This window comes from Robertmurraya mangrovi (genome assembly GCF_034427655.1).
Lineage (GTDB): Bacteria > Bacillota > Bacilli > Bacillales > Cytobacillaceae > Robertmurraya_A > Robertmurraya_A mangrovi.
Genome location: NZ_JAXOFX010000015.1, coordinates 22834 through 49780, shown reverse-complemented (window position 1 = coordinate 49780; position 26947 = coordinate 22834). Strand labels below are relative to the sequence as shown.

At 36.4% G+C, this 26947-nt stretch carries 17 protein-coding genes; 2 read left to right on the top strand and 15 right to left on the bottom strand.

Translation table 11 applies throughout. The features are described 5' to 3' along the window. The first annotated feature begins 2 nt into the window (after positions 1-2). Entirely contained in the window at positions 3-1328 is a 1326-nt protein-coding gene (gene brnQ / locus SM124_RS18130) for a branched-chain amino acid transport system II carrier protein (protein WP_322447938.1), read from the top strand. Positions 1329-1413: 85 nt separating this feature from the next. Here the strand turns inward: brnQ and SM124_RS18125 are convergent, their stop codons facing one another. From SM124_RS18125 to SM124_RS18070, 12 genes are all read right to left on the bottom strand, one after another. Further along, the gene (locus SM124_RS18125; RefSeq protein WP_322447937.1) at positions 1414-2961 is read right to left on the bottom strand and encodes a histidine kinase N-terminal 7TM domain-containing diguanylate cyclase; all 1548 of its coding nucleotides are present in this window, start codon (positions 2959-2961) and stop codon (positions 1414-1416) included. A gap of 231 nt (positions 2962-3192) precedes the next feature. Next, positions 3193-4119: a DMT family transporter gene (locus tag SM124_RS18120; protein ID WP_322447936.1), complete on the bottom strand. Its 927-nt coding sequence runs from the start codon at positions 4117-4119 to the stop codon at positions 3193-3195. A 110-nt stretch (positions 4120-4229) separates the two neighbouring features. Further along, entirely contained in the window at positions 4230-5246 is a 1017-nt protein-coding gene (locus tag SM124_RS18115) for a Gfo/Idh/MocA family protein (RefSeq protein WP_322447935.1), read from the bottom strand. Positions 5247-5303: 57 nt separating this feature from the next. Continuing rightward, positions 5304-6383 carry a D-xylose ABC transporter substrate-binding protein gene (gene xylF, locus SM124_RS18110; RefSeq protein ID WP_322447934.1) on the bottom strand — a complete coding sequence of 360 codons (1080 nt, stop codon included), beginning with the start codon at positions 6381-6383 and terminating at the stop codon, positions 5304-5306. A 30-nt stretch (positions 6384-6413) separates the two neighbouring features. Continuing rightward, the gene (locus tag SM124_RS18105) at positions 6414-7958 is read right to left on the bottom strand and encodes a response regulator (protein ID WP_322447933.1); all 1545 of its coding nucleotides are present in this window, start codon (positions 7956-7958) and stop codon (positions 6414-6416) included. Beyond that, the gene (locus SM124_RS18100) at positions 7933-9390 is read right to left on the bottom strand and encodes a sensor histidine kinase (protein WP_322447932.1); all 1458 of its coding nucleotides are present in this window, start codon (positions 9388-9390) and stop codon (positions 7933-7935) included. The genes SM124_RS18105 and SM124_RS18100 overlap by 26 nt, the downstream gene beginning before the upstream one ends. Beyond that, positions 9387-10361, bottom strand: a complete 975-nt coding sequence (locus SM124_RS18095) for a sugar ABC transporter substrate-binding protein (RefSeq protein WP_322447931.1) — start codon at positions 10359-10361, stop codon at positions 9387-9389. The genes SM124_RS18100 and SM124_RS18095 overlap by 4 nt, the downstream gene beginning before the upstream one ends. A 166-nt stretch (positions 10362-10527) precedes the next feature. After that, positions 10528-11703, bottom strand: coding sequence for a sugar ABC transporter permease (locus SM124_RS18090; protein ID WP_322447930.1), 1176 nt, complete (start codon positions 11701-11703; stop codon positions 10528-10530). Positions 11704-11715: 12 nt separating this feature from the next. Then, positions 11716-13236: an ATP-binding cassette domain-containing protein gene (locus SM124_RS18085; RefSeq protein ID WP_322447929.1), complete on the bottom strand. Its 1521-nt coding sequence runs from the start codon at positions 13234-13236 to the stop codon at positions 11716-11718. Between the two features lie 86 nt (positions 13237-13322). Then, positions 13323-14402: a sugar ABC transporter substrate-binding protein gene (locus SM124_RS18080; protein WP_407691423.1), complete on the bottom strand. Its 1080-nt coding sequence runs from the start codon at positions 14400-14402 to the stop codon at positions 13323-13325. Positions 14403-14920: 518 nt separating this feature from the next. Continuing rightward, positions 14921-16729, bottom strand: coding sequence for a YhgE/Pip domain-containing protein (locus tag SM124_RS18075; RefSeq protein WP_322447927.1), 1809 nt, complete (start codon positions 16727-16729; stop codon positions 14921-14923). Between the two features lie 2 nt (positions 16730-16731). Further along, complete coding sequence (locus tag SM124_RS18070) at positions 16732-18789, bottom strand: efflux RND transporter permease subunit (RefSeq protein ID WP_322447926.1); 2058 nt, start codon at positions 18787-18789, stop codon at positions 16732-16734. A 503-nt stretch (positions 18790-19292) separates the two neighbouring features. Here SM124_RS18070 and SM124_RS18065 point away from each other — a divergent pair. Continuing rightward, positions 19293-20768, top strand: coding sequence for a methyl-accepting chemotaxis protein (locus SM124_RS18065; protein WP_322447925.1), 1476 nt, complete (start codon positions 19293-19295; stop codon positions 20766-20768). A 111-nt stretch (positions 20769-20879) separates the two neighbouring features. Here SM124_RS18065 and SM124_RS18060 read toward each other — a convergent pair whose 3' ends face one another. The 3 genes from SM124_RS18060 to abc-f form a co-directional block, all read right to left on the bottom strand. Further along, the gene (locus SM124_RS18060) at positions 20880-22175 is read right to left on the bottom strand and encodes an NCS2 family permease (RefSeq protein ID WP_322447924.1); all 1296 of its coding nucleotides are present in this window, start codon (positions 22173-22175) and stop codon (positions 20880-20882) included. 161 nt (positions 22176-22336) lie between these two features. Further along, a complete protein-coding gene (locus SM124_RS18055; protein WP_322447923.1) occupies positions 22337-24394 on the bottom strand; it encodes a catalase in 2058 nt (685 codons plus the stop codon). A 155-nt stretch (positions 24395-24549) separates the two neighbouring features. Continuing rightward, positions 24550-26466 (bottom strand): ribosomal protection-like ABC-F family protein, encoded by a 1917-nt coding sequence (abc-f, locus tag SM124_RS18050; protein WP_322447922.1) that lies wholly within the window; start codon positions 26464-26466, stop codon positions 24550-24552. Between the last annotated feature and the right edge of the window lie 481 nt (positions 26467-26947).

The window sequence follows — 26947 nt, the reverse complement described above, 5'->3', positions numbered from 1 at the left end:
GAATGAAGAAGTTAGACGTTTTATTAATGGGCCTTATGTTATTTTCAATGTTTTTTGGAGCGGGAAACTTAATTTTCCCTCCTGTTTTAGGTACACAAGCAGGAACTTCTTTTTGGAGTGGAATGGCGGGATTTATTCTAACTGGTGTGGGGCTTCCATTTGCCGTTTTACTCGCTGTCTCACTCGTAAAAGATGGTGCACAAACCATCGGCAACCGTGTTCATCCAGTTTTTAGCACTGTGTTTATGGTAGTGGTTTATTTATCAATTGGTCCTTTCCTAGCCATTCCAAGGAATGCAAATGTTGCTTTTGAGATGGGAGTTAAACCCTTCCTAGGGTCATCAACTTTCACATTGCTTTTATTTTCAGTTGTATTTTTTTCCCTAGTTTTCCTAGTAAGCTTAAACCCTTCTCAAATGGAAAAATATATGGGTAGATGGATTTCTCCTGTATTGTTAGTAGCTATGGTAATTCTATGTACCATCGGCTTTACAAAATTAGATGGAAAACTTCAACCTCCAGTGGAGTCATACCAATCCAGTTCGTTTTCAACAGGCTTTATTGAAGGCTATAATACTATGGATGCACTTGCTGCTCTTGCATTTGGCATTGTTATCCTTTCTGCCATCAAGCAGCGCGGGGTTACTAATAAAAAACAGTTAATAAATTACACGCTAAAAGCGAGCCTAGTCGCAGGTGTGTTATTATCTCTTGTTTATGTTAGCTTAGGATTAATCGGCGGCAAAATGGCTAGTAGTGTTTCATATGAGAGCGGAACTGACCTTCTAACTGCAGCTTCTACTCTAATCCTCGGATCTAGCGGAAAAGTTTTACTTGGATTAATTTTCACCTTGGCATGTTTTACAACTGTTGTTGGTTTAACAGTAGCTTGTGGTCAATACTTCTCGAAGCTTCTTCCTAATATGAGCTATAAATTAGTAGTTACTGTAGTTACTTTAATCGGTTTTACTTTGTCAAACATGGGGTTGGCTCAGATTTTAAAAGTTTCAGTACCTTTCTTAGTAACCGCCTATCCATTAACCATTGTTTTAACCGTTTTGACTTTGTTCAGTCGCTTCTTCAAAAACACTCGTCCTGTTTACGGAAGTGCAATTCTTTTTACAGGTATATTTGCTGTAATTAGTGGTCTGAACACATTCGGTCTAGATTTAGGACCTATTCAAGGATTAAGAGAATACTTACCACTTGCTTCTTATGGTCTTGAGTGGGTTATCCCCGCCTTATTTGGAACGGGACTTGGAATGTTGCTAGGCTCCTTTAAAGCACCAAAATCTACTGCAGAATTAGTAGCAAAAAAAGCGTCATAACTATTAATCTTGCAATATCTTTTAGGATAAATAACACTTGTTCCTATACAGAAAAAGGCAATGGATAGTTAATCCATGCCTTTTTCTACACTCCGAACACTTGAACATTATTTCTTCCGTTTCTTTTTGCTTGATACAGTGCCTGGTCTGCTTCGTTTAATAAATCCCCTAACTTTACATTCTGATGGACTGCTACCCCAAAGCTAGCGGTAATATGTAAAGGCTGTTCACCCAGCTTCATCCTAGAAGTTGCTATTTCCTCACAGAGTACTTTAGCATACTCACTAGCCTCTTCTATTGAACTCTCAGGCATAGCAATGACAAACTCTTCCCCACCATATCTAGCAAAAATATATTCCTCTTTCATATAACTTTTACATACACCAACAATATGAATTAAAGCCTGATCACCTACTAAATGACCATAGGTATCATTTATCTTTTTAAAATGGTCGATATCAAACAGAATGATGGCTAGAGATTTATGTTCGTCGGCAAATTGACTGCATTTATCCATAAAAGCAGAACGATTAAGTACATTAGTTAAACCGTCCTTGCTAGCACGTTCCTTTAATTCTTCTCTTAAAATCATTTCCTTAGTTAAATCTGTAAAGACCAAAGCTCGTCCATCAATTAAATGGTCCTTTTTCAGAATGGGAAATACCCTAAACAATCCATAAATTGCCCGACCTTTATATACCCACTGAATTTCCTGTTCAATAACTTCGGTACGATCCTCACTCCACTCGGGCAGTGGAAAATCATTAAACTCTTCTTTCCAGGATGTATGAATGTCCTTACCGATAAAGGTTTTATTCAAGTTTGGAAATATCCCTTCAGCTGCAAGGTTGAAATCTACTATTTGGTCATGCGCATTTAAAACAATAACCGGGTCCCTCATATGACTAAATACTAAATCTTTAGCAATAGGTGCAACTTTAAACATTTTTGATTTGTAAATAGCAATTAAATAGATGGTCGATGTTATACACATAATAACAGGCACAGGGTCCATATTATGAGGAGTCGTTCCCATTAAATAAAGAAAAGATGAAGTCATAGGGATTAATAAAGCTGTAAACATAGCGATCACATGAAGCTTATAAGAACGATGGATTCTCCTACCATGCCAGATGAGAAGCACCAAAGCCGCTAATAGACTACCAAAAGTGTATCCTCCATGGATAATATAAAAAAAACCAATAGAAAACTCAGTAAGTAGGTAACCTTCCACCACTTTAACAGTTAAAGACTTATAAAATAGATGATGCAACTGATTTGTCCAAACAACTAAAACAGTTAGTACTGGAATAATAAAAAGACCAGTCAGCAACTTCTTTGTAAAAAAGCGATCCAGACCTGTAAATTGCATAACTAGTACTATGTATAGTGGTCCTATAAAAGGAAGTCCTACGTATTGAATTCTTGTCATCCATTCAATTTCCTCTAGCGAAGTACTAGATAAACAAAAAGCGTAGCCAAAAATATAAAAAGCGGAGGTAATATTAATCCATATGAAGGTTTTTCTTCCCGAAAAACTATGTTTGTTGAAAAATACTAAAATCGCTAATAATGTACTTAATACACCAGAAACCGAAACTAATACAATATAGTTAAAAATAAATGTGTTCATCTATGGCCCCTTTAAACCCTGTCATATAAAAAGCATCTTTGATTGCTATCATTATATTATGTTGTTAAATAGACTGCTATCATTTTTGAATAGACATTTCTTTATTTGTTACAAATTAGAAACTTATGCACTTTTCCACAGAAAGGTGCATAGTTTTCAAATATAAAAAAAATAAAAAATGTGGATAACCTTAAAACAAAGGGTTTATCCACATTTTTATACACATATTATCTAAACATCCATCGATTGAGTCGTATTTCGGCGTGTTCGATTTCGGATGAACTCATCAAACATCCCTGTTCCAAATATAACCCCAATCACAATAAGTATAAAGCCAATTAACTGTTCAACCACAATCATTTCTCCAAGGAACAAGGCTGATCCGAGCAAGGAGAAAAACGTTGAGAGATTAATAAAAATGGCTGTTGAGCCAGCACCTAATTGTTGTATTGCGTAATTATATAACATATGCCCTAGCCCAGTAGCAAAAATAGCCGAAACTAATAAGATTATCCACACATAAAATGGCTGATTTAATTTATAGGACTCCACTGGGTCAATCCAGAAACTTACTCCTATCATCATTAATGAACCAAAAATCAACATGATTCCAGTCATTTGTCTAGAATCAAGGTTATTGGTTAGCTTTTTTATTAAAATAAAGCTAATAGCTTGTGTAATAACAGCACCAAATATATATAGGTCACCGATAGAAAAACCAGAAACAGGTCCATTTCCATTTAAAATAACAAAATAAACCCCGCTTAAAGCAATTAAAATCCCTACAGACTTCAAAATCGTTAAAGCTTCCTTTAGAAAAATCATCGCAAAAATGGAAGTAGACAACGGAATTAAACCTAATATTAATCCCGCATTCGAAGCCGTTGTGGTCGTTAAACCGACTGCTAAACAAAGGTGATGGCCCAAAACACCAAATAAAGCAGTTACGAAGATTCCTATTATATTTTTTCGAGAAACTCGTTCCATTTTTTTTAACTTAAAAAGTAGGATTAACACTACTACACCTGCTAGCAAAACACGTATACCCTGTATAAAAACTGGGGGAAAATTCATGACCAAAATCTTTATAGCTGTAACATTGAATCCCCATACCATCATAAGAAATACTAACAAGCTGTATAATAATCCTTTTCCCAAACATAACCCTTCTTTCGTAAAGTACGTATCTACCTCTCTCTCATCAAGATTAATTCAAAACAAGGGATACTGCAATCCTCTAAATAATTAAAGTTATATATAAAAAGATCCTATTCTGTCCACTCTTCCCTTTTTATTCTTCTACCTTCCTCAGAAGAAGTTCGTACCAATTCAATCATTCGAGTCACTTTAAGAGCTTCTTCTAAAGAAACAACAGGCTCACTAGCTGATAATCCTTCGGCAAGTAATGAGAAGAAATCGTCATATCCTCCAGCCTGTATTGTAATCTCTTTCGCTTCTTCTATGTGTAGTGTTCCAACCTCTTTTACTTTTCCTTTATAGAAAGTACCGTCTATTAGTTGGGCTTCTTGGTTATCTAATCCATACTTTACAAAACTGCCTTTGGTACCATGTAATTCAAACCTTGGATATGTGGAATTGATGAATGAACTGGAACGTAAATATACACGCTTTTCACCATAATGGAACACGATTAAAAAGCCATCATCTGTTTGAGCATTCTCTCGTTGTGTCAATACTTCAGCATATAATGAATCTGGTTCACCGAATAAATTCAGTGCTTGGTCAATTAGGTGGGAACCTAAATCGTATAGGACACCGGAACCTGGCCCTGGTTGCTCTCTCCAACGATCACGAATAACTGGTCGGAAACGATCAAAACGTGATTCAAGAACCTTCCAATCTCCTAGCGTTTTTTCCTTTAAAAGTTTTTGGATAGTTAAAAAATCACCATCCCATCGACGGTTTTGATGTACAGACACGACAGATCTGCTATTCTTCAGGAGTGTTATTAACTCTCCCCCTTCTTCCACTGTTAAAAACGCTGGCTTTTCCACAAGTACATCTTTTCCGGCCTGAATGCACTGTTTTAGCATATTAAAATGCATATCAGATGGAGTTGTAATAATATATAAGGTTGCATTACTTTGCGAAAGTGCCTCATCTAATGTTGAATATACTGGTACATTTCTAACATCTTGATGTTCCTTTGACGCTCCTGAACTAGAAACTATTCCCACAACTTCATATTTAGTAGACTGAACTAAATGAGGTAAATGAAACACTTTTGCTGCAAAACCAAACCCAACAAGTACTGTTTTTATCACAAAAAAAACCTCCTTATTATTAACTCTTCCCATTCAATGTAATACAATATTTCTTTATCACTTTTCTATATTTTTATAAACATCCTGCCTAGAATGAAAGCCATCAGCTATAATTGTTTCATCCATGTTGTTCTTATCGACTGCAATTGGTGGAAGGAGGAGAGATGGAATATCCAGTTTCCCGTTATTTATTTTTCGATCCGTTACAATAACTTCTCCTTTAGCCATTTGAACCGCTGCTGTTGCTGCTTCATAGGCCAATGTTCTAATAGGTTTGTAGATTGTCAATGTTTGAATACCTTCTACAATCCGTTGAGCTGCGGCTAAGTCTGCATCTTGGCCTGCAACTGGAATTTTTCCAGCAAGCCCTTGGGCAGCAAGAGCTTCTATAACACCACCGGCTGTACTATCGTTTGCAGCAATAATAGCATCTATTTCATTGTTATTAATCTTTAATGCAGCTTCCATATTTAGTCGTGCGTTTTCGGGACTCCAATTTTCAGTCCATTGGTCATAGACAACTTGTATGTCCCCCTTATCTATTAATGGCTGAAGAACGTTAAAGACTCCTTTTTTAATTAGATGTGCATTATTGTCTGTATTTGCCCCACCAATATACGCATACTTCCCTTTAGGCACTAGTTTTGTAATGGCCTTTGCTTGCAGTTCCCCAACTAATTCATTGTCAAAGGAAATATATAAATCTATAGAAGAGTTTTTAACTAGACGATCATAAGAAATAACTTTAATGCCAGCAGAGTGAGCCTTTTTAACAATGGTAGCTACAGCCTCAGCGTTATGTGGAACGATAACAAGAAGGTCAATTCCTTCACTTATTAACGTTTCAGCTTGAACAATTTGGAGTGCATCGTCTCCCTTTGCTTCCCGTATCACCACTTCTGTCCCTAAATCCTCCACCGCCTGTTTAAATAAATCTCGATCCTTTGGCCATCGCTCCTCTTCTAGTGTATCCATCGAAAAACCAATTTTAATCTTCTCTTCTATCACCGTATCTTCTTCTTGTAAGGGTTCTCTACTCTCTATAGGGTTTGGGGCGAATTTCCCTTCACAGGCTGTCAAAAATAATAGTATAAAAATAACATGTAGGAGTCCTAATTTACTGAGCTTTCTTGCCACCGCCTTCTGTCCCCCTTCGTCTACTAGCTTCTATGTATCTTTTAAACCAAGAAGTTTTTTACGATACTCTCTCGGTGTGACATTACACATTTTTTTAAACACTTTGCTAAAGTAGTTTGGTTCGTGATATCCTACTTCAATGGTAATTTCCTTAATACTCTTTTCTGGGTCTGCTAACATTTTCTTTGCCTTATCTATACGGCATACAGTTAGATAATCAATGTAATTAATCCCAAGTTTCTCTTTGAACATTTTACTAATGTAAATAGGACTTAGCCCTACTTTATTACTTAGTGTCTCAAGAGAAATATTTTGTTGAGAGTTTTCCATTATATATTGCTTAATTCGGTGTATTGTATCCGCTTCCAAGTTTTCATAATGTTTATCATAAGAATGTTTCATCACTTTCAGTAGATTTGTTGTCTCAGATCGTAACTGACGGAAATTTGAGATTTTATAAGTGTAAATTGGAGTGGCTGTTTCAATCCCCATATCACTCAAAATTGACCAAATTGTCCATAATCCTTTTAACACTAATGACTCTGCGTGTTGCATATCAAGCCCTTCTATCTCGTAGGCTTGAATAATTTGGCTGATGTTCGATTTGACTTGGTCCCACTGCCCAAGGCGCACTTGTTCAGAGAAATCTTTCTTTAGGAACTTCGCCAATTGTTGGCTGTCCTTTTCGTTTAATACCGGTACATCTTGGTAAAAACGATATTTTACAGAAAGTGTCGTATTACTGGATGCAATAATCGCTTCTTGATAAGATGGTCGAATTTGCTCTAATGAATTACATACATTTCCTATTCCGACAAACCAACCAGATTTTTGTTCAGACTTCCCCACTGATAAAATTTCTCTTGCTAAAGAAACTGCTTGAGTTCGGTAGGAATGTCCCTCTCCTCGAAAAATGATGATTGGTACCTGTCCATCGTAAAGGGCACCCATCCATCCACTTCTTGTTTTTCTCACTTTCTCTTTAATTTGAGAGTAAAGATACTCCAATCCATCCGGTACAATCACATTCATGACAAACACTTCACTAGTTGAATGTTTATCTAGCATCTCCATCAACATATTGAGGTGCACTTCATGTACATGATCAAAAAGCAATTGAGTTACAACATCCGTTTCGGCAAGTGCTAACGTCTTTTGAAGCATTTCCCTTTGCATGTTGCTTTCTAATAAAAGTTCCCTCTCGTCTTCTATTTCTTTAAGAACTTTACCGACCGTAGTTCTAATTTCACTAACCTTACTTGGCTTCAAAATATAATCCTTAGCTCCCAGTTTTAAAGCAGATTGAACATAATTAAACGTATCAAACGCTGTTACCATAATGAATTTCATTCGAGGAAAGTCCTCAAGAATTTTCTCAACCGCTTCCAGTCCATTCATACCAGGCATCTGAATATCCATTAATACTAAATCTGGTCTAAAACTTGCTGCCATTTCTACCGCTTTATTCCCATTATTGGCTTGTTCAATGATAAGTTCCGGAAATGACCTATTTAGAATAGCCTTCATTCCTTCACGTTCTATTTGTTCATCATCCACTATTAAGAGCTTTATCATATTTCTCACCTCTTTTTTTAGGTATTTTTAAAAGAACCGTTGTACCGATTTCTAGCGCACTTTCAATGGCAATGACGTCATCCCTTTCATAGAATAGACGCAACCGCTTCACTACATTACTAAATCCTATTCCTGTTGAGTGTCCTTCAGATTGCACCTGACGTTCATTCAAAATTTGCGTAATTTTTTCTTCTTGCATGCCTATTCCGTCATCTGCAATTTCCACTATTACAAAGTGTGACTCATTTTTAACTCGGATAGTAATAACACCGCCATCCACTCTTGGCTCCACTGCATAAATGACAGCATTCTCGATAATTGGCTGGAGGGTCAAAGCGGGAATTTCCACGTCTATACATGAGTAATCAATTTCTAACTTAAGTTGAAGACGGTCCGTAAATCTCGCTTTTTGAATTTCCATATATTGCTTTACAATCATTAATTCATCCCGCAATGTAACAGACCGGTCAATTTGCTTTAAATTGTATCGCAACAGGTCTGCGACACTAACAAGTAAGTCGCTAATTTCTTCCGACCCTTCTAAATATGCTTTCTTAGAAAGCGTGTTTAGAGTATTGAACAAAAAGTGTGGATTAATCTGACTTTGCAAACTACGAAAATGACTCTCCTGTAATAAAATTTTATTCTGCTGCAGCTCGTACTCCAGCTTTGCCGTTTCCTTAATCTGTTGAATTAAATTATTAATATTTGAACGCATATGATCAAATGTCTTAGCTAGAAAGGCAATTTCATCATTCGTCTTAACCGTAATCCCTTTATCAAATCTACCTTTCGATAACTCACTAGCAGCCTCTGTTAGTTGCTGAACCGGTCTCGTGATACTCAAAGAAAACCAATAAGTAACCAGTAATAGTAATAAGGAGGTTAAAAGAATCATCCATATACCAAGCTTCACTAATTCAATTGAATGCTCCATAATGCCACGATAAAAAGGCTCATGTGTTTTTAGCTCCATATCAATTAGCGTGAGTGTCATCTCGGAAATATAATTGCCAATGCGGGTTGTTTCTGCGAGATCCTTTACCGCGGCCTCGGATTCTCGTTCAAGCCCTATTAGCCTATCGGTTGTTTCAATTAAACTATCCATTAGATTAATATAGTTCGTTAAAGTAAAATGGTTCTCTACATTTCTTACTTTAAATACCTCATATTTTGCGGAACCCAATACTTTTTTGCTAAGCTCTAATTTCTCTAAGTTATCTATTGTAGGATGAATCATGTAGTTATTTAAATCTGTAATCACTTGATTACTAGATCTCGAAACATCATTCAATATTAAGTAACGGTTTAATATTTCATTATATTTTACTTGTGTTTTATAATTGTAGAACGTTAATGTAATCCAAATGATAGACATAATGACAATGACAACGGTTGTTAGTATTAATATTTTCTTTCGAATACTAATCATTTCTTTTCGTCCTTCAATATTTGAATATTAGTGAAGTAACCATTAATATCAAGGGGAACTGTCTCCCCATTTAACCACTTAATCAGTTGCTGTACACTAATTTCACCCATCTTTTCCGGATCCTGCTTAAGGACACCGTCAATTTTCCCTTCAGCTAAAAGAGGTAGTGAATCTGGACCATCATCAAATGTATAAATAAAATAAGGATCAACTTGAGATCGTTTGCTTATCTCTTGCACCATTGGACCGATCATATTTGCGTTTAAAGCAATAAAAGCATCCACATCTGGCATTTCATTTAATACGCCTCTCATAGTAGCAATGACTTGATCTCTTGATTCGGATGTTTTAGCATGTAACATCTTAATACCTGGATACTTACTCAAAGCATGTTTAATACCATTTAATCTTTCTTGCTGGTAATATTCTTGCTGACTATCATAAACGAGTACCACGTTCCCTTTTACTCCCATATCATGTAAAAGCTGCGACGCAATTAAGTTTCCAGCTTGGAATTGATTAGAACCTACGTATGTTCTTCTCAGACTCTCTTTCATTGGCACATCATTGGCTACAGTTACAATCGGGATTCCGTAAAACGCAGCTTTCACTTTCGTAAGTTCTTTAAATTCATTTGTATCAAACCCTTGAATAATAATCCCATCCATTTTTGAATGAATAGCAAGCTCCAACTTTTTCAAAAATTCCTCTGGATTATTACTGTAACTTCCCCAAATTTCAAGGCTTGCTCCCTCTTTTTCTGCTTGTTCAGCTGCCCCTTTACTTACTTTATTCCAAAACGTTGTATCCATATCTCTTGTAATAAAAACTAATCGATACCCAGTGTCAGTTACCTTTTTTGCTTTAGGCAACTCTAAATCATTACTAAATACAATGTTAGCGGTGACAAAAATCAGATAACAAAGAGAGACAAAGACTATTCCAAGTACAATATACATATATTTTTGCATGTTAGTATCTCTCCTTTCTCTCTTTATTACTTCATTAATAGTTAATTTGATTCTATCAGCCTAGCTATAAAACTGCATTATATTAATATAGGAAATTAAGCAAAAAGGCCTTCCCAATTCTTGATGGTGAAAGCCTTCTTGCTGCTATAGATAAATGAAGTAATAGTTAGTTTCCTTTTCTTCTCGTCATTACGTCGAAGATAACGGCTAAGGCTAATACGCCACCTTTAATCATATATTGATACGAAATTCCTACTCCGAGTAGGTTCATACCACTTGTTAAGGATGCCATTACGATAGCTCCGATGATGGCACCTGTTACTTTTCCTACTCCACCTGCTGCCGATACACCACCTACATAAGCTGCTGCAATAGCATCTAGCTCAAATAATGTTCCTGCCGTTGTAGTTGCTGCTTGTAAGCGAGATGTAAATAGAATACCTGATAATGCAGAAAGTAGTCCCATTGATCCAAAAACAATATACGTAATCTTATTAACATTAATACCACTTAAATGTGCCGCTTCAGGATTACTTCCTACTGCATAAACGTGTCTTCCAAGTACAGTCTTTGTTGTAAAGAAATGATAGACTAGGACAACTAATAAAATGATGATAACTGTCCAAGAGAAACCATTATAACCTGCTAAAATCCATGTGATAGCTGCGATGATGAGTGATACAAACAAAAGCTGCAGCATAAAAATCTGCTTTGAAACGACTTCAAAATTGTACTTTATTTTATTGCGACGATTAGAAATTGAACTATAAATGTAGAATACAATTCCTATTGCACCAATTAATAAAGATAATAAATGTAATCCACCTATTTGCATAAAAGAAGGAATATATCCATTCCCAATCGCATTGAACGCATCATTTTGCACAATAATCGTACCCGATTTTTCTGTTACTTGAATGATTGCACCGCGATAAATTAACCAACCAGCTAATGTGGCAACAAAGGCTGGGATTCCTACTTTTGCAACAAGAAAACCTGTAAATAGACCTGCAATCGTTCCAAGAATTAAAATGATTGGAATAACGATATAAACAGGTAAACCATACTGCATAAGTAAAATGGCTGCAATGGCCCCAAGGAATCCTGCTAAGAATCCAATGGATAAGTCAATATGTCGAATGACAATAACTAGCATTACACCTACAGCTAAAACCGCAATATATCCAGCAGAATCTAGTAAGTTACTAATATTTCGAGAGGAAATAAATAAGCCATCTGTTAAGATAGTAAAGATTAAAAATATGACAAATAAGGCAATGTACATTCCGTAATCACGAATATTTTTGCTTATCAACGTTTTAACGTCATTTATTAAAGTCATTGGTTTAGCCTCCTATTGTGTAGCAAGTTGCATAATTTTTTCTTGATCGGCTTCAGCTATTGGTAATTCGCCTTTAATTTCTCCTTCGGCCATGACATACACCCGGTCACTCATTCCCAATATTTCTCCAAGCTCAGACGAGATCATGATGATACTCATTCCTTCTTCAATCAGCTTGTTCATCACCGTATAAATCTCAAATTTTGCCCCTACATCAATACCGCGAGTAGGTTCATCTAGTATTAGGAGTTTAGGGCCAACAAACAGCCACTTACCTAACGAAACCTTTTGTTGGTTTCCACCGCTTAATTTTCCTACAAGCTGTTCCAAAGAGGCCGCTTTAATGTGTAACGATGTTTTAAAGCCGTTAGCTACTTTAATTTCTTCGTTATCATTTATGACTCCCTTAGAAGCAATCCCATGTAAATTTGCGGCGGATATATTGCTTTTAATGTCTTGCAATAAAAACAACCCATCCCCTTTTCGATCTTCCGTAACGTACGCAATTCCATCCTTAATTGCATCGCTTGGATGTTTCCATGCTTTTGGGACTTCATCCAATAACAAGTCACCCTGCAATTTATAAGATTTCGCATTACCGAAGATACTAAGAGCCAGTTCCGTTCGGCCAGAGCCCATTAAGCCTGCCAAACCAATGATTTCACCTTTTCTAACGTTTAGATTGGCATTCTTCACAACATGTCTGCCAAGCTTATGATCATAAGCGGACCAATTCTTTAACTCTAGCACCTTATCTCCAAATGCTTTCTTTGTCCGTTTTGGATAAATATCTTGAATTTCGCGCCCAACCATATTTTTTATGATCGTGTTTTCCGTTATTTCTCCTTTAGAAGCATCTAATGTTCCAATGGTTTGCCCGTCCCTTATAACGGTTGCACTATCGGCTATCGATATAACTTCCTTCAATTTATGAGAAATCATAATACAGGTAATTCCTTGTTTTCTGAGTCCATCAAGTAATCTTAATAAATTTTCACTGTCGTCCTCATTTAATGCTGCAGTCGGTTCATCGAGAATGAGAAGCTTTACATCTTTACTTAAAGCTTTAGCAATTTCAATCAACTGGCGCTTCCCAACACCCAAATCTTTCACGAGTGTCTCTGGGTTTACATCGAGGTTTACTTTTGCTAGTAGCTTTTTTGCTTCGACGATTGTTTCGTTCCAGTTAATTACTCCTCCCTGCTTAATTTCATTGCCAGCGAATATATTTTCATAAACGGTGAGATCCGGGAACAAAGCTAACTCTTGGTAAATAATAACAATACCAGTATTCACGCTGTCACTAATCTTATTAAATTGTTGTACTCTACCTTCGTAAACAATATCTCCTTCATAAGTTCCATAAGGATATACACCGCTAAGTACTTTCATTAATGTGGATTTTCCTGCCCCATTCTCCCCTACTAAACAGTGAATTTCACCCTTTTTTACTTTAAAATTGACATTGTCGAGCGCTTTGACTCCAGTAAACTCTTTTGATATCTGGTTCATCTCCAAAATATATTCGCTCATTCCGATTCCCTCCAAACAAAACAGCTATAATAATGGCGTGATAGTAACCAAGTATCATTACTATCACGCATGTTTATTTTTTATTTTTATAGTCCAGTGAACTCACTAGCTTCATAGTAACCAGAATCGATTAATTCTTTCTTCACATTCTCGTCATCTACAACAATTACATTTGTTTGTTTTGCTTTTACATCAACTTTTCCATTATTGTAAGAACCAGTAGTAGCAGGTGTTTTTCCATCGAGAACATCAATTGCCATACCAATTGCATCCGAAACTAATGTACGAACGTCTTTGAATACTGTCATTGATTGTTTACCGTCAATGATATATTGGATAGATGCTTTTTCAGCGTCTTGCCCTGTTACAATAAAGCTTGAAATATCTGAATCCGATCCGAAAACATCCGCAATTGAACGAGCTGTTCCATCATTTGGTGCTAAAATGGCAACGTCACCTTTTAAATTATCAGCTGCTGCTGTTAAGTGTGTTTGAGCTTTATTGATTGCTTCGTTTGGATCCCAGTTTGTTGTTACCTGACCTAAAATTTTCCCTAGCTCATCACGAGTTAGTTCTTGCTTATCCTTTAACGCTACTGCTTCACTAGAGTTAGCGATTACAAAAGTACCATCTGCGATTTTCGGTTGAAGTACTTTCCAAGCACCTTCGAAGAATAAGAATGCATTGTTATCAGAAGAAGCTCCTGCGTATAGGTATAGAGGAACATTTGTACCTTTTGCGTTGTCAATTAAATATTGACCTTGAGCAGCACCTACAGCCACACTGTCAAACGTTACATAATAATCTATAGCATCTGTTTCTGTAATTAATCGGTCATATGAGATAACTGTTACTCCTTCTTTCTTAGCTGCTTCTACTGCAGAACCAGCTGCCGCACCATCATGAGGAGCAATGATTAATACTTCAATTCCTTTGTTAAGTAGAGTTTCTACGTTTTCTTTTTCCTTTGCAGATGAACCTTGGCTAAACAAAATTTCTGTTGTATAGTCTGAGTCTGATAATGCATCTATAAAACGTTTTTCATCTTGTACCCATCTAGGCTCATCTTTTGTCGGTAATACAATACCTACACTAACTTTACTGCTACTACCACCAGTTGTACCGCTACAAGCTGCTAGCATACCAACTAAAACTGTCGCTACCATTAAAACGGAAAATAATCTCCATACCTTTTTCACTAAAGTTTCCCCCTTTGAATATATTAAATATTTGCTACAGTTCCATCTTATAGCGTTTCATACCTTTTGAAAGCGCTAACATATAGTAATCTTTTAATATTAAGTGTACTTTTTTATCCTTACTGGAAAATTCGCAAAAAAAAAGGGCTGTCCAATAAGTCATTATTAAAATGATTTATTGAACAGCCCTCGTTTTATTAGGCTATTGATAATTGAATTGTTCTAATAATTTCGTCCGTTGATTTCCGGTCCAGGCACTTGCTTTCCGCGGGGAGAAAGTCGAGCCTCCTCGCCGTGCCGTCTGTGGGGTCTCGACCTTTCCTCTGCATCCCGCTGGAGTCAAGTGCCTTCCCCTCCAATCACCTCAGTGCTTTATACTAAATAGAAAAGGAAGTGGAGAAAGAAATTCATTTTTCTCTTCTTCCTTTTCTTAGCTAGTTATTAGACAGCCCTTGTGTTTAACATAATTATTACTGGATGGCTAATTACTTAAACAAATCTAAAAAGAGTTGCCAAAATCCTTTTTCCTTTTCAGGTTTCTCTTTCTTTGTTTCTTTCTCTTCTATTTGAATACTTTCCGTTTTTATGACAAATTGAACAGAAGAAACTTTTTCGTTTTTAGAGGAAACAAAAGATACTGGTTCGAAGTCTGATTTATCATATTCCTGAATCATCTCATTTATTTCTTGTTGCATTTGTTCTGGTAAGTCCTTGGTTTCTTCATATAACTCATTCGTTCCATTACGAAGTTCGCCTACTCCTTTGTCCAATTCACCTGTTCCATCTGACAATCCAACAATTCCAGAATGGAGTTGATTATAAGAGGAGGATAATTGGCTAACCCCTTTTGTGTAACTTACTAAGACAGAGTGGAATTTACTGTAATTAGAAGCTAATTCCGCTATCCCTTTTTGCAATTCACCAAGCCCACTCATATCCATTCCCTCTAGTGATTCCGAAAGATCTTTTGAAATAGAAGTAAGTGTGCCACTCATGATTTTAACTGCTTCACTAGCTTGCTTTAGAGAAGGCTCTACTGCGTCAAAGGCTGGTTTTGTACTTAAAAAAGTCCCCTTCACTTTTTGGGCTGCTGCATAAGACTCTACTAGTTTATCTAGGACAGTGGAGTTAGCACCGCTCTTATACAAATCAGATATTTGTTCCTCTGTAAGTTGAGCGGTAGGGATTTCTTTTATTGCCTCGTCTAGTGCACGATAAGCAAGTGAGTAATTCTCTCTTAAAGCTGATAGACCATTAGCTGTTTCTGTAAGACCATTCGCTAATTGGGTTAGCCCTTTTGGTAGTTCATTTAAGCCTGTTAGTTCCATTTCTGTAGAATTACTAGATAAAGAATCATTGATGGTTACAAGTGCATCACCAATAGTACGGGAGGCACTAACGATTTCGGCCGATGCACCATCAAGCTGGTTTATTCCGCTTTTATATTGAGCTGAACCATCTTTTAAAGACAAGACACCATTATTTAACTTGATTACACCGTCTTTTAAGTCCGCAACGCCATTATTTAACTCTCCGATTGCATCTGATAAAGTCGACATATCTTCCGTCATACTATCCATTTCTGAAGTATCAATGGGAAGAGTTGAAGGAACAGCAGCTATTTCAATTCCTCGAAATTCAAAGTCGTCAACATCTGCCTCTACACTGAACTTCTCTTCTTGCCCAGGTAGTGCAGTAAATGTAATTTGTTTATCCTTACCCGCGTTCGCAACCATGCCACCTGGTGCTTCAATGTTGCTGTAACTATTCGGAAGTAAAAGAGAAACTTGCAATAGGTAGTTTTCATAAAATACTGTATCCATATTTTTATTAGCTGAAGTTTCAATGTTGATTTCAACATGACCTGTTTTTCCCGCAAGGGCTGATGGGTCAACTTCTCGCCCGTCTAGTGAATAGGAAACGGCAAATTCCCACGGCAGTTCAGAGTCTTCTTTCAAGTTTCCTTGATAATAAAATTTGCCTTCTGGGATATCCATTCGAACAGTTTGCCCGTCTAATTCCAGTGCAGACATATCAGATAAATTTTTAATAGTACTGTAATCTCCATAATCGAGGATTTCTCCAGCCAGCCTAACATCTAACGTATTTACAACATGAATCTTATCGATGCCACCGTTTGCTTTTAACGTCGCATACACCACTTCATCCTTTGAAGTAACTTTTCCTTCTACCTTTTGAGCTTCCACAAGGTTTGTTGTGTCAGCAGTAACGAGAAATGAAGGCAAGATTACTGTCATACACAACACAATTAGGAGTATTTGTTTTTTCCTCATCATCATTTCCCCTCATAAAATTTTGATTGATAGGTTGTTTTTTTAATAAGTTTATCGAACACCAACAGCATGGCTGGAAGTAAAAATACAACCATGATAAATGCCAGCAAAGCACCTCTTCCTAACAGAAGCCCTATAGATGAAACGATTGGATTAGAAGATGTAATCCATAAAATAAACCCTACACTCGATAAAATCGCTGCAGATATCGAAATGGAGAATGTTTTTTCATCCAATGTTATTATTATAGCTTTTAAGGGAGACATGTCTTTACGATGATGTTGATAAGCCTCAGTGAACAATATGGCATAATCCACTGTTGCCGCCAGCTGTACGGTACTAATGATTAAATATCCAACAAATACTAAGGGAGTATTTGTAAAATAAGGAATCGATAGATTGATCCAGACAGAAGATTGAATGGTAATGAGTAAGACTAGCGGAATAGAGATAGATTTAAAAGTTACCAGTAGCACAATTGCAATGGTCACGATTGTTAAAACATTAACAACTATGTTATCCCTTGTAACCGTATTTTTAATATCGTACAAAGTAACACTTTCTCCCAAACTAAGAGCCTTATCTCCATAAAACTTTGCAGCCGCTTCATCTACCCTTTGTACGATGGAAAAAGGTAAATCCCCTTCCGTACCTTGATTCGTATTAATAACAATTCGACTATAGTTTTTGGAATAAAACTCATTCGTAATCGATTCATCTAAATAGTCAGGTGGAATGACGGAGCCCACCATATTGACATAAGCAATAACGCTTGTAACATAGTCAAGGTCTTCTAATTCTTGGACGAGTTCTACCTCTTTTGCTACATTTCCTTTAGGAACTAAAAGTACAATAGGTGTCGTTTCTCCAAATGCCTCTTCTATTAAGATAAAATCACTTCCGGCACGGGTCGTTTCCGGTTGTACCCCAAGACCATATGTAAACGCCGTATTACTTTGTGCCAAAAAGCTAGGAAAGAGCAGAGCTAGAACAATCAATAAAGATGGAAATCTTAGTTTTACCACAAAATTTCCTATCCCAGCAAAACTTGGGACAAAACTTTTGTGCTGTGTTTTATCCATCCATTTATAAAAATACAAGGTTAATGCCGGTAAAAATACCATTACACTAATAAAACTAAGGACAATTCCTTTAACTAAATTTATTCCAAGGTCAGAGCCAATTTCAAAATTCATAAACGTCAGAGCAATGAATCCAAAGAAAGTAGTTGCTGCACTTGCCGTAATTGCAGGAAATGATTTTTTCATCGCTAGTTGCATGGCTTCTTCCGGATCATTAGTTTTCTTACGATAATCAGAGAAACTGTGTAGTAGAAAAACGGCATAATCAAGGGAAACGGCTAATTGTAGTATCGGAGCAACCGACTGGGTAACAAACGAGACTTCCCCTATAAAAATGTTCGTTCCTAAGTTAATCAGTACAGAAACTCCAATAGCCGTTAAGAAAAACAACGGTTCCACCCACGAATTGGTCGAGATTACAAGAATAAAAATAATGATGGGAACTAACAATATCGCTGCATATAAGGACTCAGTCCCGGCCATTTTTTGGGAGGAAGCTGTATTTATAGCTTCACCTGCAATGGCACCTTTCTCACCAATAAGTTCATAAATGGCATCGGTTATTTTCACCTCATCACCTGAACGTACACTAATGGAAAAAAGCGCATTTCCTTCCTTGTAATAAGCTTCTACGGTCTCCTCATCAGCCATTTCCAAAGGAGTTTTCAAATCGACTACATCATCTAACCAAATGACATCTGAAACACCGTCTATTGATGAAAGTTTTTCTTTGTAATGAAGCGCTTCCTGTAGAGATACGTCTTGAACCATGACCCTTGTATCTGGAACAGAAGCTGTAAATTCACTTTCCATAATCTTCATCGCTTTAGTGGAACTAGCATCTTCGGGCAAATAATCTACCATATTATAATTAACCGACACAAAGAACTGTGCCACTGCTGAGATTACCGTAAACAAAACAAACGCAATGACAACAGCTTTTTTATGTTTTAATATACGTGCTGCAATGCTGATCATTTTTCATCCTCTCTCTTAGGGACACAGGGACAGGTTCATTGGCCCAAAATTTGTTTAAATACATTTTTACTTTACCATTTTTTAGACACGGGTCAAAGGGATAGGTACATCATCCCATAATGAGTCGCTTTATAATAAACAGTCTATCAAATTTTACAAATATATAGAGAGAATAACGCAAGAACCTTCAGTTAACTCGTTTTTTTCGACTTAATTTACATTTAGGTAGGGCTTAAAACCTTTCCTCGTCTCTCTTTAATGACATAACAGACTAAGCTACACATGCCTTCCTTACAAAATTCCCTATAAAACAACAATTCCTGCTGTTATTTTCAACATTACCATGTTGTTAATTGCTAATTGATGGTAAAATAGTCCTGTGTGTTAATAAGAATTTTCTGAAAGTGGGGAGATTTAAAAACGTATTTTACCCAGCAAGAACGTAAGAAAAGCTCATCAGAAAATAAGTATATTTTTAATATCTATTAACTGGAGGATAAGAAATGTCTGACATTGAGTTGTTACATTCAAGAAATCGCCTATTAGTCAAACTTCTATGGTTTACATTCATTCTAGGGCTAGCTGTATGCCTAATGAATCAAGAAACGCTTAAAACCATAATGATTATGTTAGTTACAGGTTCTTCACTATGTATTGTGGTAACATTTTTGACATTAAAAAAGAAATTTACTAGAGGCATTATGTACTTAGTTGTATTACAGATGGCGATATTATCATTTTTATTTTTTATGAACGGAACTTCTATTACAACCTACTTAATGGTCTTTTTAAGTTTAGCTTATGCTTCGCTCTATCAAAACTATCGCCCTTTACTAGCTTCAGCTCTTATCGGACTCATATATACAAATGCATTCTTTTTTATTTTTCATGAAACAATCTTTACTGGAATGGAAGTAAATAACTTAGTAAACTTAAATCTTTACTATATATTGATTTCCACCTTATTAATTGTTCAAAGTGTTTTCAGTGAACGTCAACGAAAAGAAATGATTTCTGCACATGGAGAAGTTTTAGAAATAAAGAATAAACTCGAAGAAATGTACCCAAGTATTAAAGATAGTGTGGGTACCCTAGGTATGTTTGGATCAACATTACAAACAAATGTTGCCGCTACTAGAACCATTTCAAAAGAGATAACCACATCCTTTTCTGAAATTGCAATGGGCTTTGAAGGTCAAACAACTCATGTAAAAGAAATGAATGGAGCAATTCTTGATATTAACGATATTATTAGTTCTTCGACAGAGTCCGTAGTCAAAATGAAGTCAATCTCTAACGAAACAACGGAGAATATCGATTTTGCTAAAAATGGAATAAACACACTGACAAGTGACATGACTGAAGTAACCACTGCAATTGATCAGACAGTTACTATGATGGATGAACTTCAAAAGCAAACGGAACAAATTGGTCTTATTTTAACGACAATCAATGATATTTCTACTCAAACTAATTTATTAGCTTTAAATGCAGCTATCGAGGCTGCTAGAGCTGGCGAACATGGTAAAAGCTTTTCAGTCGTAGCGCAAGAAATTAGAAGCTTAGCAGAAAATTCACTTCAGTCAACTAAACAAATCGAAAATGTATTGAATACGATTCAACAGAAGACTAACCAATTAACCTCTAAAGTATATTTAGGGAAAGACGCAGTTACGAGAAGTGCTACTTCCTCAAAAAATGTAGAGCATTCCATTATCAAAATTACAGATAATGTCTATAGAATCCAGCAGCAAACAAATGAAGTTGAAAATACTAGTAATAAGCTTAAGAGTTCGTCTAGTCGTGTAGTTGAGGGAATAACTTTTATTACAACCAATTTAGAAAATACAAATTCTTCTATTGTTGAAATTCTTTCAGGTATTGAGGAGCAAGACAGTAGAATTGAACACATTGTAGAAAACTTTTCTAAACTTGACTCATTATCAAAAAGCTTAAACAATTTAATCCATTCTAATTAAATGAAGATAGACAAGTAAGCTAATATACTATTAAACAATAGAACGAGATGGAGCTAACCCCCACCTCGTTCTTTCTGGTTAAACAAATAGTCTGGGACAAGGTACCTGTCCCTAGTGTACCTCTGCTATAAATGTGAGCAGGAATAGTGCCGCGATTATATATAATGGGACAGATACTTCTTTTGCTTTACCTAATGCAAGCTTTACTAGCGGGTAGAAAATGAATCCGAATGCAATGCCGTGTGCAATGCTATACGAAAACGGAATCATGACAATCACTAAGAAAGCTGGAAAACCTTCGGAAAGATCTTGGAAATCAATTTGTTTCACGCTTTGTAGCATGAGTACTCCAATAATAATTAAGATTGGAGCAATCGCACTTCCAGGTATAATTTTCACGAAAGGAATCGCAAAAATGGAAAGCATAAATAAGCTTCCTGTGACAATTGCTGTTAGTCCAGTACGTCCTCCAGCAGCAATACCAGCTGTACTTTCAACAGTTGATACCGTCGGACTAGATCCGAAAAAGCCGCTCGTCAAAATGGATAGTCCATTGGCTTGGAAGGAACGTTTGAACTTTTCAGGGCGATTCATCATATTCAGGTGACCATTAATTAATCCAATGTTCTCAAATAAAAGAACCATGGTTAAAGAAAAGACGGCAACTAAAAACGTAAAGCTGCCAATCCTCTCGAAAGAAATAGCACCGAATAAAGAAGCATAGCTATCAAGAGAAAGAGAACTTGTTCCCATATCTTGAAAACTAATAACACCTAATAAAGCAGCTATTAGCGTACCAGCCATGATGCTAATTAAGAAATTAGCAGGTACATTACGCATAAATAAGAAAACAGCCAGTAAGATGGAAACAATGGTGGCTATAACAAAAGGATTCGTAACATCACCTAAAGCAAGTAGTGAGTTCTCTCCCTTTATAATAAGCCCGCCTTTTTCCAATCCAATTAGAGTTAAAAACAACCCTAACCCTACTGTTATCGCATGCTTTAAAGACTCAGGTATTACTTCTAGTAGTATTTGAGAAATACGCGTGAAGGAAACTGCCGTAACAATAATCCCCGATACTACTACAACCCCTAATGCTTCTTGCCAGGTTAATCCCATTGAATGAACAAGTGTATAAGTAAACATCGCGTTAATTCCCATACCGGGAACGAGAATGATAGGTGCATTTGCCCAAATCCCCATCAACCAACAGCCGATCATACATGTAATAATTGTTCCAATAATACCTGCTTCTAATGGAATACCTGCTTCTGCAAGAATCGTTGCATTAACAGCAATAATGTACACAATGGTAAAGAAAGAAATCAGTCCAGCAAGCAACTCTCGTTTGAAAGTCGTCTCATGTCCTGATAAATCAAAATAACCCTTTAGCCATTGAATCATCGTAACAAACCTTTATTCAGTTTCCCTCTCCCACCCGGCCTCAAAGGACCCACAAACTAGTATTATAAATGCGGAACTGAAAAAGGTAAACAAAAAAACACTATTCCGTTTACATTAATATATAAACGACTAACGCGACAACACTAGCCGTATGTAATTATTTACGTTCGATTCCAAAAACGTCGAGTAGTTATGGCAGCAACAAAATCATTTCCGAAGCTTGGATTGTTTGTAGCAAACACCACCCCAGCTAGATTATTATTCTCAGATGCTTGAATATAAGACTGAGCATTTGAGGCAACACCAATTGGCTTATAATGCTTATATGCTCCACTGATAAAATCAGCTACATATGCATCAAAAACTTCTTGATTCTTCGTCCGTCCCCCCACTACATATAGGGAATCATAAAGGACATTATGAGTAGAGGTAAACGTTTGATCAATTTTGAGTTTTGTACCATCGTTACCTATAACAGTGCCTAGCTTCTCGCTAACAAGTTCAACGAAGACCCCATTTTGTTGTAGGGTGTCTAAAACTAATTTAACCTCCGAACCGTTAAAATCATTTCCGATGAGAACTCCTACTTTTAAGGTATGTGGATAATGTGGTGTATTTGCTTGACTGACGGCCGGGGAGAAAGCCATTACGGGAACATGGTTTCCAGTTGGAGGATTGACCCCAACATTTTCGGCAATTGTAGTCGCCATTTCTTTATCCACATTTACATACATATCAACCACTTGTTGACGAACGGATTCATCTTTTACTTTTGCTAGTTCAAAGGTAAAAGCTTCAATAATATGCTGTTTCTCAACTGGGGACATGCTATTCCAAAATAACCGTGCATGTGAAAAGACATCTTTAAAAGACTCACTACTTGCCTTAACCTTACGCCCCTCTACTTTCTCTGGATAATGGACAAAGCCACCTTCCTCGGGTCGAGTAGGTCCAGGAGTATTATTGGCTATAGAGTTCTTAAAATAATTGACTTGATCCACATCGATTCGATATCTCATAAAGCTATCTCGTTGATTATTATGAAAAGGACAAAGAGATCTGTTGATTGGTAAATCTGGATAGTTTGATCCACCTAGACGGTGCTGTTGCGTGATTTTATAGGTGAAAGTCCTACCTTGCAATATAGGGTCATTGCTGAAGTTAATTCCCGGTACCAGATTGGTTACATCAAAAGCAACTTGCTCTGTTTCCGCAAAGAAATTATCTACATTTTTATTCAGTGTCATTTTTCCAATCTTCTCAACCGGTATTAATTCCTCCGGCCAAAGCTTTGTGGGATCTAAAACATCAAAATCATAGGCAAATTCGTTTTCTTCAGGTATCATCTGTACACCTAATTCAAATACCGGGTAAGCCCCACGCTCAATAGCATCCCGTAAATCGCGCCTGTGATAATCCGGGTCTAATCCACCAATCATTAACGCTTCCTCATTTAATAACGAATGAACTCCAAGAACCGGCTTCCAATGAAACTTTACAAAGTGTGACTTCCCTTGTTCATTGACAAACCGGAATGTGTTAATAGCAAACCCTTCCATCATTCGCCAACTTCTAGGTACTGCTCTGTCTGACATAGCCCACATAACAAAATGAGCGGACTCTTGGTTATTCGCAACGAAGTCCCAAAAATTATCGTGTGCTGCAGAGGCTGTTGGCATATCATTGTGGGGTTCTGGTTTAAGTGCATGCTGTGAATCAACAAACTTGAAGGCATCATGGATCACGAATATAGGAAATTGAAGTCCTAATAAATCGTAATTCCCTTCTTCTGTATAGAATTTAACTGCAAACCCACGTATATCTCTCGCCGTATCCATTGAACCTTTTCCTCCCTGAACGGTAGAAAAACGAACAAATACAGGAGTTTGGGTTCCAGAGTTTTGTAGAAAACCTGCTCTCGTATAATTTTCCATGGATTTATAGGTCTCAAATACGCCATGCACTCCAAAACCTCTTGCATGAACAACCCTTTCCGGTATCCGTTCCGTGTCAAAATGCATCTGTTTCTGAAAGAAATGAAAGTCCTCCATTAATACAGGACCACGATCTCCAGCCTTTAATGTATTCTCGGCATTTCCAACCTTTAACCCTTCATTAGTAGTTAATTTCTTGCCAGTGTTTTTTACACGAAACTGATCTAGCTGCTCCGTTTTTTTATTTTTAATATCTTTTCCTTTATCTCTCGATGATTGATCCATGTAATCACCTACCCTGACGTTTATGTTTAACCCACTCATATATATGTAACTTGAACGCTTATTATGAAATGAGCACTAAATGTGGCCAGGCACTACATAATAGAAAAAGACCACTTCCTCAGAAATGGCCTTACAAGCTATAGTTGATTTTCAAACTAATTACTTAAACTTAACCAATAATCTGTAACTAACTCAAGTTCATTGGTTAAAACTAGTTTCCTTTTATATAATTTATCAAGCTCTTCATAATCTGTTTGGTCGGAAGCCATTGACCTATCGATTTTTTCTATTTCTTCTTCTAGCCTTTCAATTTTGGATAGTGTCTTGGCAGCTTCTTTCTCCTCAGAATCACTTCTTTGCTTCTTCACTTTTTCAACTTTCTGGGCAGGTACTTTCTCTATCTGTTGAATTAACTTCTCTTTTTCCCCTTTATAATAATCATAGTTTCCAAGATAGCTTTTCAACTTATGATCCTCTAGTGCAATCAATCGCTCTCCAACTTTATTGATAAAATATCTATCGTGTGAAATAAAGAATATCGTACCTTGAAAGTCTTCTAATGCTGCCTCCAGAGTTTCAATTGAATCAATATCCAGATGGTTTGTTGGCTCATCGAGAATTAATAAATTAATATCCTGATATAACAGCATGGCAAGCTTTAACCTAATTCTCTCTCCCCCTGACAGATGCTTTACCTTTTTGAAAACACTACTTTTATAAAACATGAATTTGGAGAGATACTCACGAGCCTTACCTTCTACTATGGAAATATCCTCCCTAAATGTTTCCAGCACCGTAAATTCCTCATCTTTGAAGAAAATTTTCTGTGGTAAATAGGCCGCCATTACATTTGCGCCTAGTTCTACTACACCTTTATCTGGCTTTTCCTCACCTAAAAGCATTTTTAGGAAGGTAGTCTTTCCACTGCCGTTAGGACCAATCAGTCCCACTCTCTCCCCATACTGAACAATTAAATCAGCATTTTTCAAGATGGTCTTATCGTTAAAACTTTTTGATAGTCCAATTGCTTTAATTGTTTCCTTTCCGGATCGTTCTGCTACTTTTAATTCTAATCTCATATTTCGACGTTCAAAAATCGGCTTATCAATACGGTCCATTTTCTCGAGTTTCTTTTGTATACTTGCAGCTCTCTTAAAGAACTTATTATTGTCCGCTCTCATTGCCCAATCTCTCAGTTCTTTAACGGTGCCTTCCATACCTTTTATCTTTTTCTGTTGCTCTCGAAAATGTTCAAATTGAATGCGCATATTTTCTTCTTTTTGGCTAACAAATGCTGAATAGTTGCCTTTATAAGAAATCGATTCCATATCCTCTATTTCTACAATCTTAGTAACTACTTTATCGAGAAAATAACGGTCATGGGAAACGATTATAACAATTCCCTTATAACTTTTTAGGTAACCTTCTAGCCACTCGATAGCATCCATGTCTAAATGGTTGGTAGGCTCATCTAGTAATAGAATGTCCGGGTTATGAATTAATAGTTTTCCAAGGACAACTGTAGTTTTTTCACCGCCACTTAGTAGATCAAAGTCCTTGTCTAAAAAACTCTCTGAAAAATTAAGCCCTGTGCAAACCTTGCTTAGTTTCTCTTCACGTTCGTATCCACCTTTTACTTCAAATAACTGAACTAAGTCACTGTATTTATTTAAAGCCTTCTCCAGAGCTGTATCTTCTAATATTTTCATCTTTTCTTCTAATTCACGCATTTGATTTTCAATATGATCAACATCTTCAAAAGCCAGGTTGAGAACATCCACTACTTTGAGACCTTCTGGATAGACAGGCGTTTGTTCCAAATATGCCTTCGATGCGCCTCTCGGTAAATGAATAAGACCTTCGTCATATCCGTAGCTTGAAGTTTGCGGATACCCCGGATAATAATGCATTGGTTCAATTCCAGCAATTAACTTAAGAACGGTACTCTTTCCACTTCCGTTTGCGCCAACAATTCCTACCTTCTCCCCTTCATAAGCTTCAAAAGATATATTTTTAACCACCAGGGTAGCTTCCATGAATTTTTTAATGCCATTTAACTTTAGTTCTAACATTACGATTCCTTCTTTCATCCATAATTGAATGTTACACTTTTTATGGACAGGGCAAAGAAGACCTTCATTACTATGTGTTTCGCAGAGTTAATATATGACTTCATGTACGAAACAGCTTATAACTATTAAATTTTAAAATAAAAAAGACCATAAGAAGATGTTTTCTTCTTACAGTCTAAATAGTCATTGAATATAATTTAATAAGATAAACTATGTAAAAATGTGCAAATTTAAAAAAGCACATAGTTATACATAGATCACCCACCTTTTGGGTGAAAAATATAAATTATAATCTTAGGATATTAGTAAAGTAAGTTACCTTCTAAATTGCCATCATTCCATAAAGAGCATAACAAATAAACCTACAATCTATAGGCAAATGATTACTCATTACAAAATTCATATTAATTTTTAAATAAATTAATATATTAGCAATTAGTTGGTTCCATAAACTTACTTTCCCCCTTCGAAATTTTCTTTA

Coding starts and splice junctions, on each gene's coding strand:
- SM124_RS18105 (WP_322447933.1), bottom strand. CDS start 7,958: ATGATAAAGCTCTTAATAGTGGATGATGAACAAATAGAACGTGAAGGA.
- SM124_RS18065 (WP_322447925.1), top strand. CDS start 19,293: ATGTCTGACATTGAGTTGTTACATTCAAGAAATCGCCTATTAGTCAAA.
- SM124_RS18090 (WP_322447930.1), bottom strand. CDS start 11,703: ATGACTTTAATAAATGACGTTAAAACGTTGATAAGCAAAAATATTCGT.
- abc-f (WP_322447922.1), bottom strand. CDS start 26,466: ATGTTAGAACTAAAGTTAAATGGCATTAAAAAATTCATGGAAGCTACC.
- brnQ (WP_322447938.1), top strand. CDS start 3: ATGAAGAAGTTAGACGTTTTATTAATGGGCCTTATGTTATTTTCAATG.
- SM124_RS18075 (WP_322447927.1), bottom strand. CDS start 16,729: ATGAGGAAAAAACAAATACTCCTAATTGTGTTGTGTATGACAGTAATC.
- SM124_RS18125 (WP_322447937.1), bottom strand. CDS start 2,961: ATGAACACATTTATTTTTAACTATATTGTATTAGTTTCGGTTTCTGGT.
- SM124_RS18095 (WP_322447931.1), bottom strand. CDS start 10,361: ATGCAAAAATATATGTATATTGTACTTGGAATAGTCTTTGTCTCTCTT.
- SM124_RS18055 (WP_322447923.1), bottom strand. CDS start 24,394: ATGGATCAATCATCGAGAGATAAAGGAAAAGATATTAAAAATAAAAAA.
- SM124_RS18060 (WP_322447924.1), bottom strand. CDS start 22,175: ATGATTCAATGGCTAAAGGGTTATTTTGATTTATCAGGACATGAGACG.
- SM124_RS18070 (WP_322447926.1), bottom strand. CDS start 18,789: ATGATCAGCATTGCAGCACGTATATTAAAACATAAAAAAGCTGTTGTC.
- SM124_RS18080 (WP_407691423.1), bottom strand. CDS start 14,402: ATGGTAGCGACAGTTTTAGTTGGTATGCTAGCAGCTTGTAGCGGTACA.
- SM124_RS18100 (WP_322447932.1), bottom strand. CDS start 9,390: ATGATTAGTATTCGAAAGAAAATATTAATACTAACAACCGTTGTCATT.
- SM124_RS18085 (WP_322447929.1), bottom strand. CDS start 13,236: ATGAGCGAATATATTTTGGAGATGAACCAGATATCAAAAGAGTTTACT.